Source organism: Stenotrophomonas sp. Sm10 (assembly GCF_030985515.1).
Taxonomy (GTDB): Bacteria; Pseudomonadota; Gammaproteobacteria; order Xanthomonadales; family Xanthomonadaceae; genus Stenotrophomonas; species Stenotrophomonas hibiscicola.
Genome location: NZ_JAPTFO010000036.1, coordinates 1 through 15020, shown reverse-complemented (window position 1 = coordinate 15020; position 15020 = coordinate 1). Strand labels below are relative to the sequence as shown.

The 15020-nt window shown below is 63.0% G+C and carries 16 protein-coding genes; 10 read left to right on the top strand and 6 right to left on the bottom strand.

Annotation, left to right across the window (positions count from 1 at the left end; genetic code table 11):
* Together O0J15_RS11825 and O0J15_RS11820 are read left to right on the top strand one after the other, a co-directional pair.
* Positions 1-2133 (top strand): peptidase domain-containing ABC transporter, encoded by a 2133-nt coding sequence (locus tag O0J15_RS11825; RefSeq protein ID WP_155030249.1) that lies wholly within the window; start codon positions 1-3, stop codon positions 2131-2133.
* A gap of 39 nt (positions 2134-2172) precedes the next feature.
* Positions 2173-2793 carry a hypothetical protein gene (locus O0J15_RS11820; RefSeq protein WP_155030248.1) on the top strand — a complete coding sequence of 207 codons (621 nt, stop codon included), beginning with the start codon at positions 2173-2175 and terminating at the stop codon, positions 2791-2793.
* Between the two features lie 56 nt (positions 2794-2849).
* Here O0J15_RS11820 and O0J15_RS11815 read toward each other — a convergent pair whose 3' ends face one another.
* Both O0J15_RS11815 and O0J15_RS11810 read right to left on the bottom strand, forming a co-directional pair.
* Positions 2850-3344: a cold-shock protein gene (locus O0J15_RS11815; protein ID WP_164143995.1), complete on the bottom strand. Its 495-nt coding sequence runs from the start codon at positions 3342-3344 to the stop codon at positions 2850-2852.
* A 45-nt stretch (positions 3345-3389) separates the two neighbouring features.
* Complete coding sequence (locus O0J15_RS11810; RefSeq protein ID WP_308305696.1) at positions 3390-3746, bottom strand: hypothetical protein; 357 nt, start codon at positions 3744-3746, stop codon at positions 3390-3392.
* 647 nt (positions 3747-4393) lie between these two features.
* Here O0J15_RS11810 and O0J15_RS11805 point away from each other — a divergent pair.
* The 4 genes from O0J15_RS11805 (at position 4394) to O0J15_RS11790 (ending at position 7211) form a co-directional block, all read left to right on the top strand.
* Complete coding sequence (locus O0J15_RS11805) at positions 4394-4996, top strand: DUF998 domain-containing protein (protein ID WP_308305703.1); 603 nt, start codon at positions 4394-4396, stop codon at positions 4994-4996.
* A 61-nt stretch (positions 4997-5057) separates the two neighbouring features.
* Positions 5058-5417: a hypothetical protein gene (locus O0J15_RS11800; RefSeq protein WP_308305695.1), complete on the top strand. Its 360-nt coding sequence runs from the start codon at positions 5058-5060 to the stop codon at positions 5415-5417.
* Positions 5418-6207: 790 nt separating this feature from the next.
* Positions 6208-6543, top strand: a complete 336-nt coding sequence (locus O0J15_RS11795; RefSeq protein ID WP_136191753.1) for a hypothetical protein — start codon at positions 6208-6210, stop codon at positions 6541-6543.
* Positions 6544-6776: 233 nt separating this feature from the next.
* Positions 6777-7211, top strand: coding sequence for a hypothetical protein (locus O0J15_RS11790; protein ID WP_111205629.1), 435 nt, complete (start codon positions 6777-6779; stop codon positions 7209-7211).
* Positions 7212-8038: 827 nt separating this feature from the next.
* Here the strand turns inward: O0J15_RS11790 and arr are convergent.
* Together arr and O0J15_RS11780 are read right to left on the bottom strand one after the other, a co-directional pair.
* A complete protein-coding gene (gene arr / locus O0J15_RS11785) occupies positions 8039-8473 on the bottom strand; it encodes an NAD(+)--rifampin ADP-ribosyltransferase (protein ID WP_227853772.1) in 435 nt (144 codons plus the stop codon).
* Between the two features lie 126 nt (positions 8474-8599).
* Entirely contained in the window at positions 8600-8851 is a 252-nt protein-coding gene (locus O0J15_RS11780; RefSeq protein ID WP_005419983.1) for an accessory factor UbiK family protein, read from the bottom strand.
* A gap of 155 nt (positions 8852-9006) precedes the next feature.
* On the opposite strand from O0J15_RS11780, the gene O0J15_RS11775 reads away from it, so the two are divergent.
* Entirely contained in the window at positions 9007-9345 is a 339-nt protein-coding gene (locus O0J15_RS11775; RefSeq protein ID WP_005411374.1) for a P-II family nitrogen regulator, read from the top strand.
* Positions 9346-9470: 125 nt separating this feature from the next.
* Here O0J15_RS11775 and O0J15_RS11770 read toward each other — a convergent pair whose 3' ends face one another.
* Positions 9471-10130 (bottom strand): RIO1 family regulatory kinase/ATPase, encoded by a 660-nt coding sequence (locus O0J15_RS11770; RefSeq protein WP_049417050.1) that lies wholly within the window; start codon positions 10128-10130, stop codon positions 9471-9473.
* A 435-nt stretch (positions 10131-10565) separates the two neighbouring features.
* Here O0J15_RS11770 and O0J15_RS11765 point away from each other — a divergent pair, with 435 nt between their 5' ends.
* The gene (locus O0J15_RS11765) at positions 10566-11471 is read left to right on the top strand and encodes an aspartyl/asparaginyl beta-hydroxylase domain-containing protein (RefSeq protein ID WP_204323378.1); all 906 of its coding nucleotides are present in this window, start codon (positions 10566-10568) and stop codon (positions 11469-11471) included.
* A gap of 124 nt (positions 11472-11595) precedes the next feature.
* Here the strand turns inward: O0J15_RS11765 and speE are convergent, their stop codons facing one another.
* Positions 11596-12450: a polyamine aminopropyltransferase gene (speE, locus tag O0J15_RS11760; RefSeq protein ID WP_134732422.1), complete on the bottom strand. Its 855-nt coding sequence runs from the start codon at positions 12448-12450 to the stop codon at positions 11596-11598.
* A gap of 191 nt (positions 12451-12641) precedes the next feature.
* Between speE and speA the strand changes: the two genes are divergently transcribed.
* Both speA and O0J15_RS11750 read left to right on the top strand, forming a co-directional pair.
* The gene (gene speA, locus O0J15_RS11755; RefSeq protein ID WP_061480252.1) at positions 12642-14531 is read left to right on the top strand and encodes an arginine decarboxylase; all 1890 of its coding nucleotides are present in this window, start codon (positions 12642-12644) and stop codon (positions 14529-14531) included.
* A gap of 37 nt (positions 14532-14568) precedes the next feature.
* Entirely contained in the window at positions 14569-14889 is a 321-nt protein-coding gene (locus O0J15_RS11750) for a DUF6122 family protein (RefSeq protein WP_021201930.1), read from the top strand.
* Positions 14890-15020: the final 131 nt, after the last annotated feature.

Below are 15020 nucleotides of genomic sequence, written 5' to 3'. Positions count from 1 at the left end.
ATGTCGATCCGCAGTGGGCGCAAGACACCGATGATCTACCAGGCCGAGCACAGCGAGTGCGCGTTGGCCTGCCTGGCGATGGTTGCCGGCTACCACGGGTTGGATGTGACGCTGCTTGCTTTGCGCGAGCGGTTCCCGATCTCGATGAAGGGGGCCACGCTGCGCGATGTCGTTGAACTCGCGCGGCGAATCGGCCTGGATACCCGCACTGTGCGCTGCGAGATTCCGTCATTGGCCAAGCTGCAGCTGCCGGCACTGCTGCATTGGGATTTCGAGCATTTCGTGGTGCTGGCGGGCATCCGCGGCACACGCTACGTGATCCATGACCCAGCCCTTGGCGTGGTGGAAATGCGTGCGGAAGAGGTGTCCCGGCACTTTACCGGCATCGCCGCCCAGTTCACCCCGCGTCCCGACTTCCAGATGGGAAGCGAAGGCGGGCGCCTCACCCTGCGTCGCCTGCTGCAGGGCAGCCGCGGTGTCTGGTCGTTCGTGGCGCAGGTGGTGTGGATCACTGCGTTCCTGGAACTGTTTGCGCTGCTCAGCCCGCTGGTGCTCAAGACCGTCATCGATACGGGACTGACCAACCGCGACTTCGATTTCATCACGGCCCTGGCGCTGGGCTTTGCTGGTGCGGCGGTGCTGCAGGGCGTGCTCGCGTTCTCGCGCGATTACGTGCTGCTGCATTTTGCATCGGCCTTCAACGCACAGTTCTCGTCCGTGCTGTTCAGTCATCTGCTGCGCCTGCCGATGCAATTCTTCAGCAAGCGCCGCGTGGGTGATCTGATCGATCGCTACCAATCTGCCAATATCATCCGGCAGACACTGGTCGGTAGCCTTCCCCGGGTGCTGCTGGATGGCGTCATGGCGATCGTGTTCATTTCCATTCTCTTCTATTACTCGCTCGCGCTGGGCGGGCTGGCGCTGGGCTTCTTCCTGCTCTACACGGCCGTGCGCGTTACCTGGCACCGCAGTACCCGGCGGCTGGCCGAGAATGTGGTGAAGATGCGGTCCGAGGAGAATGGCCATGTGATCGAGACCCTGCGTGGCATGCAGCCGATCAAGATCTTTGCCAAGGAGCAGGAGCGCCTGGGCAACTGGCACAACCATTACAGCCGCCTGATAAACGCGGAGCTGGGCCATGGCCTGTCCACCTCGGCACAGTCGGCATCGAAGGTGATGCTGCTCGGCGTCGACGCGGCGGCCAGCATCTATGTGGGCGCAACACAGGTAGCTGCCGGTTCATTGACCATTGGCCTGCTGTTTGCACTGCTTGTCTACAAGGCGCAGTTCGCGCAGAAATCGATGACGCTGGCCGAACAGGCGATGGAACTGCGGATGGTGTCGCTGCACCTGGATCGCCTGTCCGAGATCGCGCTGTCGCCCCCGGAGCAGGATGCCCAGGTGGCAATACCGCTGGTCCCCGCCGACTTCGACGGTTTCCGGCTTGAGGTGGACAATGTGTCCGCGCGCTACGGCCCAATTGATCCGGCCGTGATCTCCGGTGCGACCTTCCAGATCGAGGCGGGCGACTTCGTCGCGCTGATCGGCCCCTCCGGCAGCGGCAAGACGACCTTGTTCCGCCTCATCCTCGGTCTGATGGAGCTTGCCGAAGGGCAGGTGCGTTTCAATGGCCGGCCCATGGCGGATTTCGAGATGCAGAGTTTCCGCCGCCGCATCGGCGTGGTGATGCAGGACGACATGCTGTTGTCGGGCACCATCCTGGACAACATTTCCTTCTTCGACGCCAGCCCTGATGAGTCCAAGGCGCGGTGGTGCGCCGAGACAGCGATGATCTTCGATGAGATCGAAGCAATGCCAATGAAGTTCAACAGCCGCATCGGTGATCTGGGATCGGCGCTGTCCGGCGGACAGAAGCAGCGCATCCTGCTGGCGCGCGCGCTCTATCACGATCCGCACATCCTGCTGCTGGACGAAGGTACCGCCAATCTGGACGTCTCGGTAGAAAAGCAGTTGCTGGACAACCTGGCGATGCTTGGCATCACCTGCGTATCGATTGCCCATCGCCCCGAGACGATCCTGCGTGCCAACAAGGTGCTGCACGTTGAAGGTGGCCGCGTGGTCGAGGTGCGTCGCGCCGATGCCGAAGCCGTCGTGGATGTCGCCCTGGCGTGACCCTGCGCCGTCCCTTTGCCCAAGAGAGAGAACACCACCATGAATGTCAGGTTCCTGGAGTCGCGCGGATTCAACCAGTCCACGCAGGTCGATCTGTTCATCCGCCTCTGGGATACGCCGATCGATGAGGTGGTGTCCGAACGGCTGGCCATCCTGGCGCCGTTACAGCAGATCAGTTCTCCCTTCGGCAACATGAACAACACGGGCACGCCGTATCCGTCCACGAGCTGCCTGGCGTCGCGGTTCCATCCGGATTTTGAATCGGTCATCGAACCAGGCGTGAAGGGCCTCCTGTTCGCCATCGCCATCGACCACAACCTGGTGACCTACACCAGCTGCGAGGGCCACGACTACCGCTCCGATGGTCGTGAGCCGGATGAGCGTCACGTTGGGGTTGTCAGCCGCGATGGAGACGAACACTGCAAGGTGGTGGCGGCCTTCACCGAGGTGGCATCGCGCTTCAATGCAGGGTACCCCTCGGCGGCGATCGAGGCGGCGCTGATGGTGCATACCGTGCGCAGTGCGGCGCGCGAGTACCCCGCCGTGGATCTGTATCTGTCCAAGCGTGAGCGGGCGGGATGGGATGCCTACTTCGCCGAGGTGGACGCCGCGTGCGCGCAACTGGTGGCGGAACTGGGCAGGATTCCGGAGATCAGCTGAGCCGTGTGGCGGCCCGCAGTGGCGGGCTGCCAACGATTGGTGTGGACTGAATCAGCTCACTGTTCCGGCGCTTCAAGCGCTTCCAGCAAGCACCGCTGCCCATCCGGCACCGCAGCGCCGAAGCGTCTTAGCCAAGCCTCAGCCCACGATGGCCCCGCACTCTCCACCAGCAATCGCCCCTGGCTCTGGTGCAGATCCAGCCAACGCTCGAAGCTGATACGCAGCCGTTCGATATCCGGCGCCCGCCAGCGGGCATCGGCGGGCATGCGGATCAGCACGCGCGAGGGCGCGTTCTCCACGTCCATCACCAGCACACCCTTGCATCGGATCTCGAAGGACGTCGCCCCGGCATGGCGCGCGTGCAGTTCAAAGCCCTCGTGGGCCTTCGCGGTCACGAAGCCGCGCGCATGACTGTGCAGCAGGCGGTAGTCGGCCGGCTGCAGCTTCTGGTAGGCCCACACTTGATCCACTGCTGGCTCGGGCCACTCCATCCACATCGCGCCGATCACCGCGATGCACACCGCCGCAGCGGCAAGGCCGTGCATCTTCATTCGTCACCCCGCACACAGGCAGAAAGGTCCGCGCCATAAGCGCGCTCAGTCCTTGGGTCGCATCCGCTCGTGGATGAAGGCGGTCAGCGCCAGATCGGCCATCACCAGCCCCTCCATCACCCGGTCGCCGACGTACTGTTCGGGCTCACCGTTCTGGCGCGTGCGCTCGGCCGCCAGCAGGATCTCCTGCACGATGCGCTGGCCGGTGAGCGCGCAGTCGGCGTCGGACAACGCCATCTGCCGGCTGCGCAGGTGATGCCGCTCGGGCCACGGCCGGCCGTCGGCAGCAGCGCCCGCGCCGATGGCGTGCAGGATGGCGATGAGGCTGTTGGGGTCCAGGGCCGGAGCGGCCGAGGGCGCTTCCTGGATCGGGCGCGGGGGCGGGGAGTGCGGCGTGGTCATGGCGGGCTCCGTGCATGCAGGCAGAAGCCGCCACCGATAAAGGTGGCGGACAGGGCGTGGCTCGAAAACCGGTTGCTAGACAAAGCCGGCGGGCACGAGGCCCCCACGCCCCGCCCGCCATAGCCGGCAGACGGATTGCCAGCCGGCACCACGCGCGGTGGTGCCGGCTGGCAAGCGCAAACTTACGTCTAGCAATCCGGGTTTTCGAGGCCCGACCACCGATGCACGGTGGCGCAGTAACGATTACCTGCTGTTGTGCGGAATGCCAACGGGGAGGGGTCAATGCCGCCAAAACCCGAGACGTTTTTAGCATTGTCGCATAGCACCGGAAGCGGCGAGAGCCTTGGCGTGCTAGGCGGAACGGCGCTTCTGGAACGGAGTCGTCAGAACCTTCCGTTGGAGATGCAAGGCGCGGCAAATGCGACAGCACTCACCCATCGGGCATGTGTGATAGCTCATGCAAGCGAACCGGCGCGACACCCGTTGGATGGTTTAAATGACTTCCTGCCTATTGAACCTACCGAGTGCCGCGCGCAACCTGACTACAGCTGTAGGCAATCAAGGCCGTCCTGCTCGCAGCAGCAAGGTTCTGCAGCGTTCGAATGGATTCCACCCACTGGCGCAGGCCAAGACAAGGATCACTGTACGTGTTACGCCGCAATCGACTTCTTCTGTCTGCGGGTCTGGTCCCGCTTCCGTGGTTCCTGTTCTGGACCAGCGTTGCCGCCCTGTTCGCGCCGGGCTACAACCCGCTTGCACAGCACGCCAGCGAACTGCTGCAGGCACCAACGCTTGCAAGCATCTGCGCCAGGATTGCCCCCATCGGCTGCGGCGTGGGCTTCGTGGCGTTTGCCATCGGGGTATGGCGAGAGTCCGGCCGCCGGATTGCCGTAGGCGCGATCTGCTGGATGATCTTTGGCATCTCCATGCTGACCAACGGGCTCTGGCCCATGGGCCATCCGATGCACGGCTTCTACACCATTGGCATCGCAAACATCATTGCACCGGCGATGTCGCACATCGAATTGAGCGCGTGGTCTGCCAACCGAAGAGCGTACGCCGTGACTGCTGCGTTGAGCGTCGCGGGGATTGTCTATCTCTGGTTGAACGTGGTGGGAGCGGACCCGGAGGGGTTCAGGGGGCTGACCCAGCGCGTGTTCTCGTCGATCAACTCGCTGTGGCCGTTCCTGGTTGCGCTGTACCTGCTGCGAAGGGGTTCAAGCGCGCTGGAGGCGCGGCCGGCGCTTTGATGGAAAGACATGCAGGCACATGGACGACTGTTAAGCGTGCGGAGTTGAGAAGAGGATGAGGATGTTTCGCCGCCAGCTGATCTACGTTCAGGTGCATCAGGACCATTTTATTGCGCGCCTGGTCGGTGGAGACAGGACCATTCGCCGCCAGTGTCACGCCCTTGGCAATCGCGCGGGTCCGATCAAGGACTTCTCGAATATCCGGCCCCTGCTCAAGGCGATCTTCTCGGAACTCATGCCTGGGTTCTCTTTCGCCAAGCCGTGGGGGCTTCTGCATTTTGATCCGGTTGAGTATCCGGTCACGAAGGAAGAGCTGGCCGGGTTTCAGAAGTCTGCCATGCGAAGTGGTGTGAGCTTCTGTTTTCTCTCCACGTGGGAGCAGCGGCATGAAGACAGGGATCTGTTGGAGATGTTCAACTAGGGACCGGCACGAGAATTAATTCAGGGCAAGACCGCTTCGTGATTGGGCCTGGTGGAGATATTGCGAGCGTCCGCTTCTGGCCGGAAGCAGACATCAGCACTGCTTAGGCGTTAGCCCGGTGCTATTCTCCGCTTTCGACCCAAAGCAGACATTCTCCTCCGATGCCGCGAGCTGTCATAACTGTCCTGCTAGGTGAGGGTGACGACGCCGGATCCGAGGCTAAGTTCAATGCCGAGTGGGAGCTTGTCGAGCAATGGTTGGACCGCTGGCGAGACAACATGGCTACCTGCCCCGAAAACTTTGAGGGGTGCGGTTGTTGCTTCGTGTATTGGGAAGTGGATGCACCGCAGTGTGCGCTGGAAGAGCTTCCTTCTCATCTCTTGACCGGCACGTGGTAGCCGACAACCAACGTCCGCTTCTGGCCGAAGCGGACCCGCAGTCCAGATGATTCCGATATAGGTGCAGCCATCCGCCTGCGAGAGAGTACGGACACGATGAATCCAATAAATGACGTAAGCCAGTGTGACGCCAGAATTCGACTCTACACACCTACGTGGAGCACGAAGAACCATTTCAGGTGATGACTTCGGCTCAAGGGGAATGAGGATCTTGGAGATGCATTTCTGCACGCTCCATTGATTATGTTAGTTTGATTGGCTGAACAACAAGATTGCTCTTCACGGGATTAGGTGCCGGGTGGCGCTGATAGCACTTTTCGAACGCAGCAACAGGAATTTACGCTGGAACGAATCGCAGAAGTCCTGCGCATCCAAATAGCTAGAGGCCAGTCATGAGTTCGACCGTCGAGTTCTTTGTTGAGACGATCGCCAAGGATCGCACTGGGAAGTCGGTGTACGTGGGTTTTGTTGTCACGGGCGGCCCGATATGCGTCGGAGACAAGTTTGTCTCGATGTATGAAATTCCGAGGACACTGGAAGACATCCAGCTGGGACGCCGGCGCACCTCTCCAGAAAACGTCCGTGACATCTCTATTGGTGTGGATGCAATAGATGCAAACAGGCGGCGAGTACAGGCGCTACCTGAGGGCGTGACCGGTGCACTTTATCTAACGGGTGAAGACGTGGCGTTTATTGGAGCTCGAACATACTTGCTAACGTCGGGTTGACCTAAGTGATCCTCAGTCATTGCCAGCGATACGATGCTCGGCGGCGATTGCCCGATAGAGATCCGGCTCTTGCGCGCCAGTGATTTGCCAATCAAGGAAGGCGAGATAAATTTCATACAAGGACAGGCTCTGAAAGCTGTGCTTGGAACGGGGATCACGCTCTATATTTTCAACGCGAGCGTCCTCAAGTACGATCTCCCGATACCACGGGCTCACACTGTCAGGAGCGATGGATGAAGGTCGTCTACAGCTTGCGCAATGATCTTGAGAAAGATCAGTCCAGGATTCGAGATACGCAATCCTTGACGTTGAACGATGCGAAGCCATTGCTCGGATTAAAAGGCAATAAGGGGCTATTTGGTAGCGAGGAGTGGTGGTCCAATATCGAGTCTGGAGTCATTGAGGGTGAGTGCGTCACGGGTGTAATTGCGAGCCTGTACGTTGCGGGGCAGGAGCGCCTCGATCACCCAAACGAATTCGAGTTCACCCTAAACGATGGGAGTTCAAGGTCGGAAGCAATCTTGACGGATGATCCAAATTCCATTTCTGCATACGCCATCGGACGGAAAGTTCAAATTCACTACGCGTACGATGAGCTTAAGTGTCCCTTGAGAAACGGGCTTCCTCAGTATCTGGACTTCGTTGTGAGAATAGAGATCGAAGAGTGATAGCGTCAGTTGGCTGCGGTGCGGCACGCGATGAAGTGCGGCTCCACTTGCTTTTCATGCCCGTTTTCTGGCGCGAAGACTCGGCTTGTGAATTCGCGCCTGTGGTGAACGTCCGCTTCTGGCCGGATGCGGACATTGGCTCGCGCAGGGCATTTCCTGTTGATCAGTGGCCAGCCAGCAACCCGTAGCGGACTTGCCCGTGTGCCTCGAACGTGGATCTGGCGGGGCCCCTGATCCCATGCGTTGGTCTGGCCATGCGCCGGCTTGATGGCTGAACTCGGCCGCTCTAGCATCGCGCTGTATCAGGGGAGCGGCCCAACCATGTGGCGATGCAGGATGAACGCTTGTGTGAGACTGGTCTTGTTCACGAGCATGGCGCTATGCCTTCTGGCTTGCACCAATCCCGGTGGCACCGCCAGCGATGTGATCGCAGGGAGCAGGAGCGAAAGCTACGGCCCCGAATCCGCAGCACAGATGGAAGCCAGGGCCCGCTCTGGCGATGGGTACGCTCAGGCGTTGGTGGAGAATCACTACCGCGAGATAGGCAATGCAGCCCTCTATAGGCAATGGATGGAGGAGGGGGTTTCGAGAGGAGATCCTGCGGCGATGCAGCGCCTCGCTTCCCATCTCATTTCGTTGGGGGGGAGGGAGAATTGCCGCCGGGCTGAGGTGATGCTGGTGCGGGCGCGCGCGCTTGTGACAGACGACGATGCGTCGTTCCTTGGAGCGCTCGACTCCACGATGCGACGGCTGAAGGGCGAGCTACTGGGTAGCACACCCTGCAAATAGCGGCCGCAGGGAAGCGCTGATCTTCCTCCTTATCAGTGTCAGTTGATGATCTCCCCACTCCCCGAAGCAACAAACGCCTTCAACTGCCGAACGAACTCCGCGTCATAGGCTTCCCACTCCACAATCTCCCCTACCACCCGCAACGGCTGCGCACTCCGATACGACCGCGTCGGGTTCCCGGGAAACTTCTTGTTGGTCACGTTCGGGTCGTCTTCAAACGGCCCGGTCGGCTCCACCACATACACGCGCGGCCGCCCTTCACCCCGGGCCATCTCCGCAGCCAGCCCGGCGCCCTTGGCAATGGTGGTGAAGTAGATGTGGTTCATCACCACGCTGTCGCGATAGTTGGAGCGGAAGCCTGCGCTCAGCAACTCGCCCACCGCCAGGTCAGCGCGGGTGCCGTGGTAGAACGGCCCGGCGACCTGGTCGCAGGTGTCATGCGAAACGGGTGTCCATTCGGTGTCCTGCGCCATCGGCACTGCCCCTGCGTGTCCTGCCGGATCGACAGGCCGGCGAGTCTAGGGCGCCCGGTGGGCCTTGCTGCAAGGCCCCATCCGGGAAATAATCTGTAAACGGGAGGCGCGGTGCGCCTCCTTTTTTCATTCTGCGGCGCCGCGCCCTTCCAGCTCGCGCACGGCGGTTTCCAGCGCGTCCAGCTTCTGGCGGGTCTTCAGCAGCACGGCGCGCTGCACTTCGAACTCCTCGCGGGTGACCAGGTCGAGCTTGGCCAGGCCGGCCTGCAGCGCGCTCTTGAAGGTGGCCTGCAGTTCCTCGCGCGATTCGCGCAGGCCCGGCGGCACCAGGTCGCTGAGGCGACGGGCGAGGTCATCGATTTGGTTCAGGTCGATCATGGGGTGCTCCGTGGGGGTGGGCCCGTGCATCCGGCGCGGGCAGGCCATTCGGGCACAAGCATACTGCCGGCACCCACTGCCCGGACAGGCCGCAGCGGCTTCGCACGGGCCGCGTTCAGGCGCTATCCTCCACGCCGGAAGACAGGAGATAGACGATGAAGATGGTCATGGCGGTGATCAAGCCGTTCAAGCTCGACGACGTGCGCGAAGCGCTGGCCGAGCGTGGGGTTACCGGGATCACGGTGACGGAAGTGAAGGGCTTTGGTCGCCAGAAGGGCCATACCGAGCTGTACCGCGGCGCGGAGTATGTGGTCGATTTCCTGCCGAAGGTGAAGCTGGAAGTGGCGGTGACCGATGACCAGGTGGAGGCGGTGGTTGAGGCCATCGTGAAGGCTGCCGGCACCGGCAAGATCGGGGACGGCAAGGTGTTCGTGTACGACCTGGGCAGCGTGGTGCGTATTCGTACCGGTGAGTTGGACGCGGACGCGTTGTAACCCGTTCGGCGGGATGTTGTAGAGCCGAGCCGATGCTCGGCTGCATTTCGCGCGATGCAGGAACAGCAGCCGAGCGCGGGCTCGGCTCTACAAAGAGCGGTAAAGCGGTCGAGCGAGCTCGACCCCTACCGGCGCTTGGCCCACTTATAGAACCGCTTCCAGCCCTGGCGCACGGCGGCGACCCAGCCCGGGTCGGCCACCAGCGCGGCCTGCGCGGCACTCGGGGCCTGGCCGGTCACGCGCTGGCGCATCTTCAGCAGGTTCTTCATGTCGCTGCGGCGCATCTGCCGGCTCAGTGGATTGCGGCGCAGCCAGCGCGGGGCGCGCCAGGCCGAGGTGAAGTCCAGCAGCACCGGCACGCCGCCGCTGACCACCACGTTGGTGCCATGCAGGTCGTTGTGGGTGATGCCGGCGGCGTGCAAACGGCTGAGCGCGTGCTGCAGCTGCTCGAACACTTCATTGCCCACCGCCTGCGCGGTGCTGAGCGTCTGGCCCGGGATGAACTCCATGCCCAGCGCCAGGCCGCCCAGGGTGCCGAGCAGTGCGGGGGCATGCTTCCAGCCGCCGAGGCGCTGCAGCATGCGTGCTTCACGGCGCACCATCAGCCGCGCGATCAGCGAAACGGGGGTGCCGCGGTAGCGGGAATAGTCCTTGATGACCGCCTCGCGCCCGTCCAGGCAGGTGCGGTAGACATCCGGGGCCAGGAAACGCTCGCCGCGCTTGAGCAGCAGCGGGGATGCGGCGTCATCGCCGCAGGAGGAGGATGGCAGGGCAGGAAGATGCATGTCGGGGTCTCGGACGACCCGGTGGGTGGCGCAATGCGTCAAGCGAACCGGTGTTACAGGGAGTTACTAAGTTTTCGTTAATTTTAGTACTCGCCAGTTCGCTATTCCACGATTTGTCGGAGAAATGTCGGGGTCGTGGCTGGAACAGTTCGTCGCGCAGAATCGGACAATTCTGTCTCACTTATTCCGATTGGCCTTTAGCATCAACAGCTTGCGCGCCCAGCCCTGCGCCTCCTTCGCAACCGGATGAACACGGCGCACGGGCAACTTGACCCCGGCGCACGGCCTGCCGACCATAAGCTGTTAATCCGCGACATCGGCGGCCGCCCCCTCCGGCACGTCCCCGTCCCCTGCCGCGTTCCCCACCGGTGCTGGCCGCCTGGCCGTGCATCGCCCCGTTTCCCGTTCCGGCCGCGGCTGGAGGAAAGTGCTTTGATCATCAAAATCGTCATTGCAGCGCTGTTCGTGGCCTGCGTGCTGTACATCCACTTCCGTGGCAAGGTCCGCGCGCGCTGGTCGCGCCAGCTGCTGGACCACTCCAGTTTCATGGCCCCGATCAACGTGGTCATGTACATGTTCTCGAAGGTGCCGACCACCCCGTTCCTGGACCCGGGCAAGGAGTTCCCGCAGCTGGAGCCGCTGCGCCAGAACTGGCAGATGATCCGCGACGAGGCGCTGGCGCTGCGCGACGCGCAGAAGATCGCTGCCTCCAGCACGTTCAACGATGCCGGCTTCAATTCGTTCTTCCGTCGTGGCTGGAAGCGCTTCTACCTGAAGTGGTACGGCCCGTCGCACCCGTCGGCCAAGACGCTGTGCCCGAAGACCACGGCGCTGATCGAGTCGCTCCCGGATGTGCGTGCGGCGATGTTCGCGCAGCTGCCGCCGGGCAGTGAGCTGCGCCCGCACCGCGACCCGTTCGCCGGCTCGCTGCGCCTGCACCTGGGCCTGAGCACACCCAACGACGATGCTTGCTACATCGAAGTGGACGGCATCAAGAAGAGCTGGCGCGACGGCGAGTGGATGATGTTCGACGAGACCTACATCCACCATGCACACAACGAGACGCAGCAGGACCGCGTGATCCTGTTCTGCGATATCGCCCGCCCGCTGCGCTTCGGCCTGCCGGGGCTGTTCAACCGCGCGGTGGCGGCCACGCTGCTGGCCGGTGGTGCATCGCCGAACCTGCCGGGTGACCCGACCGGTGGCGTCAACAAGGCATTTGGCAGCGTCTACAAGGTGCGCCTGAAGGCCAAGGCACTGCGCGAGCGCAGCGTGGTGGCGTATCAGCTGATCAAGTGGGGCCTGGTGGTGGCGGTGATCGCCGGTATCTGGGCGCTGTGACTGTAGAGCCGAGCCTATGCTCGGCTTGATTTATCGCAACCTGTCCGAACAGCAGCCGAGCGTGGGCTCGGCTCTACAGAAAGCAGAAAACCCGCGCTGTCGCCAGCGCGGGTTTCTGTTTGGATCAACCCTTCAATGCAGCCTGCACGAACGGCGGGGTCACCAGCACGCCGGTGTGCAGCGCGGCGGTGTAGTACAGGGTGTTGAAGGTCTTGGCGGCCGAGTCGGCCTGGCGGAAGTCGAAGCTGCTGTCGCCCTTGCGCGCCATGGTTACGCTCCACCAGCCGGTGGGGTAGCACGGCTGCGGGAACGGCAGGGTCTTGAACGAACCGAAGCCGGCCTTGCCCATCTCGGCGCGCATTTCGTTGATCAGTTCCAGCTGCATCAGCGGCGACTCGGACTGCTGCACCAGGATGCCGTCGTCCTTCAGGGCCTTGAAGCAGCTCTCGTAGAAGGCTTTGTTGAACAGGCCTTCGCCCGGGCCGACCGGGTCGGTCGAATCGACGATCACCACGTCCACGCTGCCCGCCGGGCAGTTGGCCATGTAGGCCACGCCGTCGTCGAACAGCAGCTCGGCGCGCGGGTCGTCGTTGGAGTCGCACAGTTCCGGGAAGTGCTTGCGCGCCATCACCGTGACCTGCTCGTCGATATCGCACTGGGTCACGCTCTCCACGCCGGTGTGCTTGAGCACTTCGCGCAGGGTGCCGCAGTCGCCGCCACCGATGATCACCACGCGCTTGGGCGCGGCGTGGGTGAACAGCACCGGGTGGCTGATCATCTCGTGGTAGAAGAAGTTGTCCTTGCTGGTCAGCATGATGGCCCCGTCGATGGTCATCAGGTTGCCCCAGTCGGTGGTCTGGAAGATCTCGATCTTCTGGAACGGCGACTGCACCTCGTCCAGCTTGCCGGTGATGCGGTAGCCGATGGCCGAGCCGGTGCGCTCGAAGTGTTCGATGTACCAGTTGTTGCTGTCAGTCATTGGAAAACAGTCCTGTTCGGAGGGGTGGAGCCGGGCTGGCGGGCGGGGCCGCGTGGCACAGATGCCACATCCGGACGGATCGGCCCGTTCAGGTTGGAACCTGTCACGGGCGCGGGCGCGCATGATAACGAACCTGTGGGCACATAGGCGTTATCATGCCCCCCCTTTTATTGCCAACAAGGCCGACTGAAATGACCGATTGGTCCCTCGACCAAGCCCGCAAGACCTACTCGATCCCGCATTGGGCGGACGGTTACTTCGACGTGGATCAGGCCGGGCACATGGTGGTGAGACCGACCGGGGCGGACGGCCCGGTGGTGTCGCTGCCCAAGGTGGTCGATGCGGCGCGCGCGGCCGGCGCCAAGCTGCCGCTGCTGGTGCGCTTCCCGGACATCCTCGGCCAGCGGCTGGGCAAGCTGCAGGCGGCCTTCGCCCAGGCCCAGCAGGACTGGGAGTACAGCGGCGGCTACACCGCCGTGTACCCGATCAAGGTCAACCAGACCCGCGGCGTGGCCGGCACCCTGGCCAGCCACCACGGCGAGGGCTTCGGCCTGGAAGCGGGCAGCAAGCCCGAGCTGATGGCCGTGCTGGCGCTGTCGCGTCCGGGTGGCCTGATCGTCTGCAATGGCTACAAGGACCGCGAGTACATCCGCCTGGCCCTGATCGGCCGCAAGCTGGGCCTGCAGACCTTCATCGTCATCGAGAAGCCGTCCGAGCTGAAGCTGGTGCTGGAAGAGTCCAAGGCGCTGGACGTGAAGCCGGGCCTGGGCGTGCGCATGCGCTTGGCCTCGCTGGGCGCCGGCAAGTGGCAGAACAGCGGTGGCGACAAGGCCAAGTTCGGCCTGTCGCCGCGCCAGCTGCTGGACCTGTGGAAGTCGCTGCGTGACACCGAGTACGCCGACTGCCTGAACCTGCTGCACTTCCATATGGGCTCGCAGATCTCCAACGTGCGCGACATCGCCAACGGCATGCGCGAAGCCACCCGCTACTTCGTGGAGCTGTCGCGCCTGGGCGCGAAGATCACCCACGTCGACGTGGGTGGTGGCCTGGGCGTGGACTATGAAGGCACCCGTTCGCGCAGCTTCTGCTCGATCAACTACGGCCTGCATTCCTACGCCAGCAACATCGTGCAGCCGCTGGCCAATGCCTGCGAAGAGTTCGGCCTGACCCCGCCGCGCATCGTCACCGAGTGCGGCCGTGCGATGACGGCGCACCACGCGGTGCTGATCGCCAACGTCTCGGAAGTGGAAGAAGCGCAGGAAGGCCGCGTGCCGGACCAGCACGACGACGAACCGGCGGCGATCCGCCACCTGCGCGAAATCCACGACGAGCTGGACGTGCGCCCGGCGGTGGAACTGTTCCAGGAAGCCCAGCATTTCCATGCCGAAGGCCTGGCCAGCTACGCGCTGGGCCAGATCGACCTGCCGCAGCGTGCGCGCATCGACGATCTGTTCTACGCCATCGCCCACGGCGTGCGTGCGCGCCTGAGCTATGACGAGAAGAGCCATCGCCCGGTGCTGGACGAACTGAACGAGCGCCTGGTCGACAAGTACTTCGTCAACTTCAGCGTGTTCGAATCGATCCCCGACGTGTGGGCGATCGACCAGGTGTTCCCGATCGTGCCGATCGAGCGCCTGGACGAGACCCCGGACCGCCGCGGCATCATCGCTGACATGACCTGCGACTCGGACGGCATGGTGGAAACCTATGTCGAGAACGAGAGCCTGGACAGCTCGCTGCCGCTGCACAAGATGAAGCCGGGCGAGAGCTACCGCATCGGCTTCTTCATGGTCGGCGCGTACCAGGAAATCCTGGGCGACATCCACAACCTGTTCGGCGATACCGACGCGGTGGAAGTGCTGGCCGATGCCGATGGCTACGCCATTACCCAGCAGCGCCGCGGCGACACCACCGACGTGATGCTGGATTACGTGGGTTACCGCCTGGACGAACTGCGGGCGACCTATGCGCAGCGCGTGGCTGCAGCGCAGCTGTCGCCGGAACGCGCGCAGGAACTGTCGGACGCGCTGGAAGCCGGCCTGACCGGTTATACCTACCTGTCCGACGAACCGCTGGTGTGATGGACGGCGCCGGGCCCGCCCGGTGCCACCGTTGCCGATGAGCGCGCGCGCGACCTTCCACCTGTTCCTGCATGCCGCCGTGCCAGCCCTGCTGGCATGGCTGTTCTGGCGCAAGCGCTTTGCCTCGGCGTGGCTGCTGATGCTGCTGGGCTGGATCATCGACCTGGACCATCTGCTGGCTGACCCGATCTATGCACCGAACCGCTGCAGCATCGGGTTCCACCCGCTGCATACGGCCCCGGCCATCGCCGTCTACGCGGGGCTGTGCGTGCCGAAGAAGACCAGGTTGTTCGGCATCGGTTTGATCATCCACATCGTGCTGGACGCGATTGATTGCTGGTGGATGCATCACCGTTGATGTTTGCTGCGTGTCGACCAAGGTCGACACCTACCGGGCGCACGATGGCGGACGGATTGGCGCTTGGTAGAGCCGGCCGCTGGCCGGCTTCCGCAGGGTGTTCCTGGTGACCACGTGGTTGCCGGCCTGTC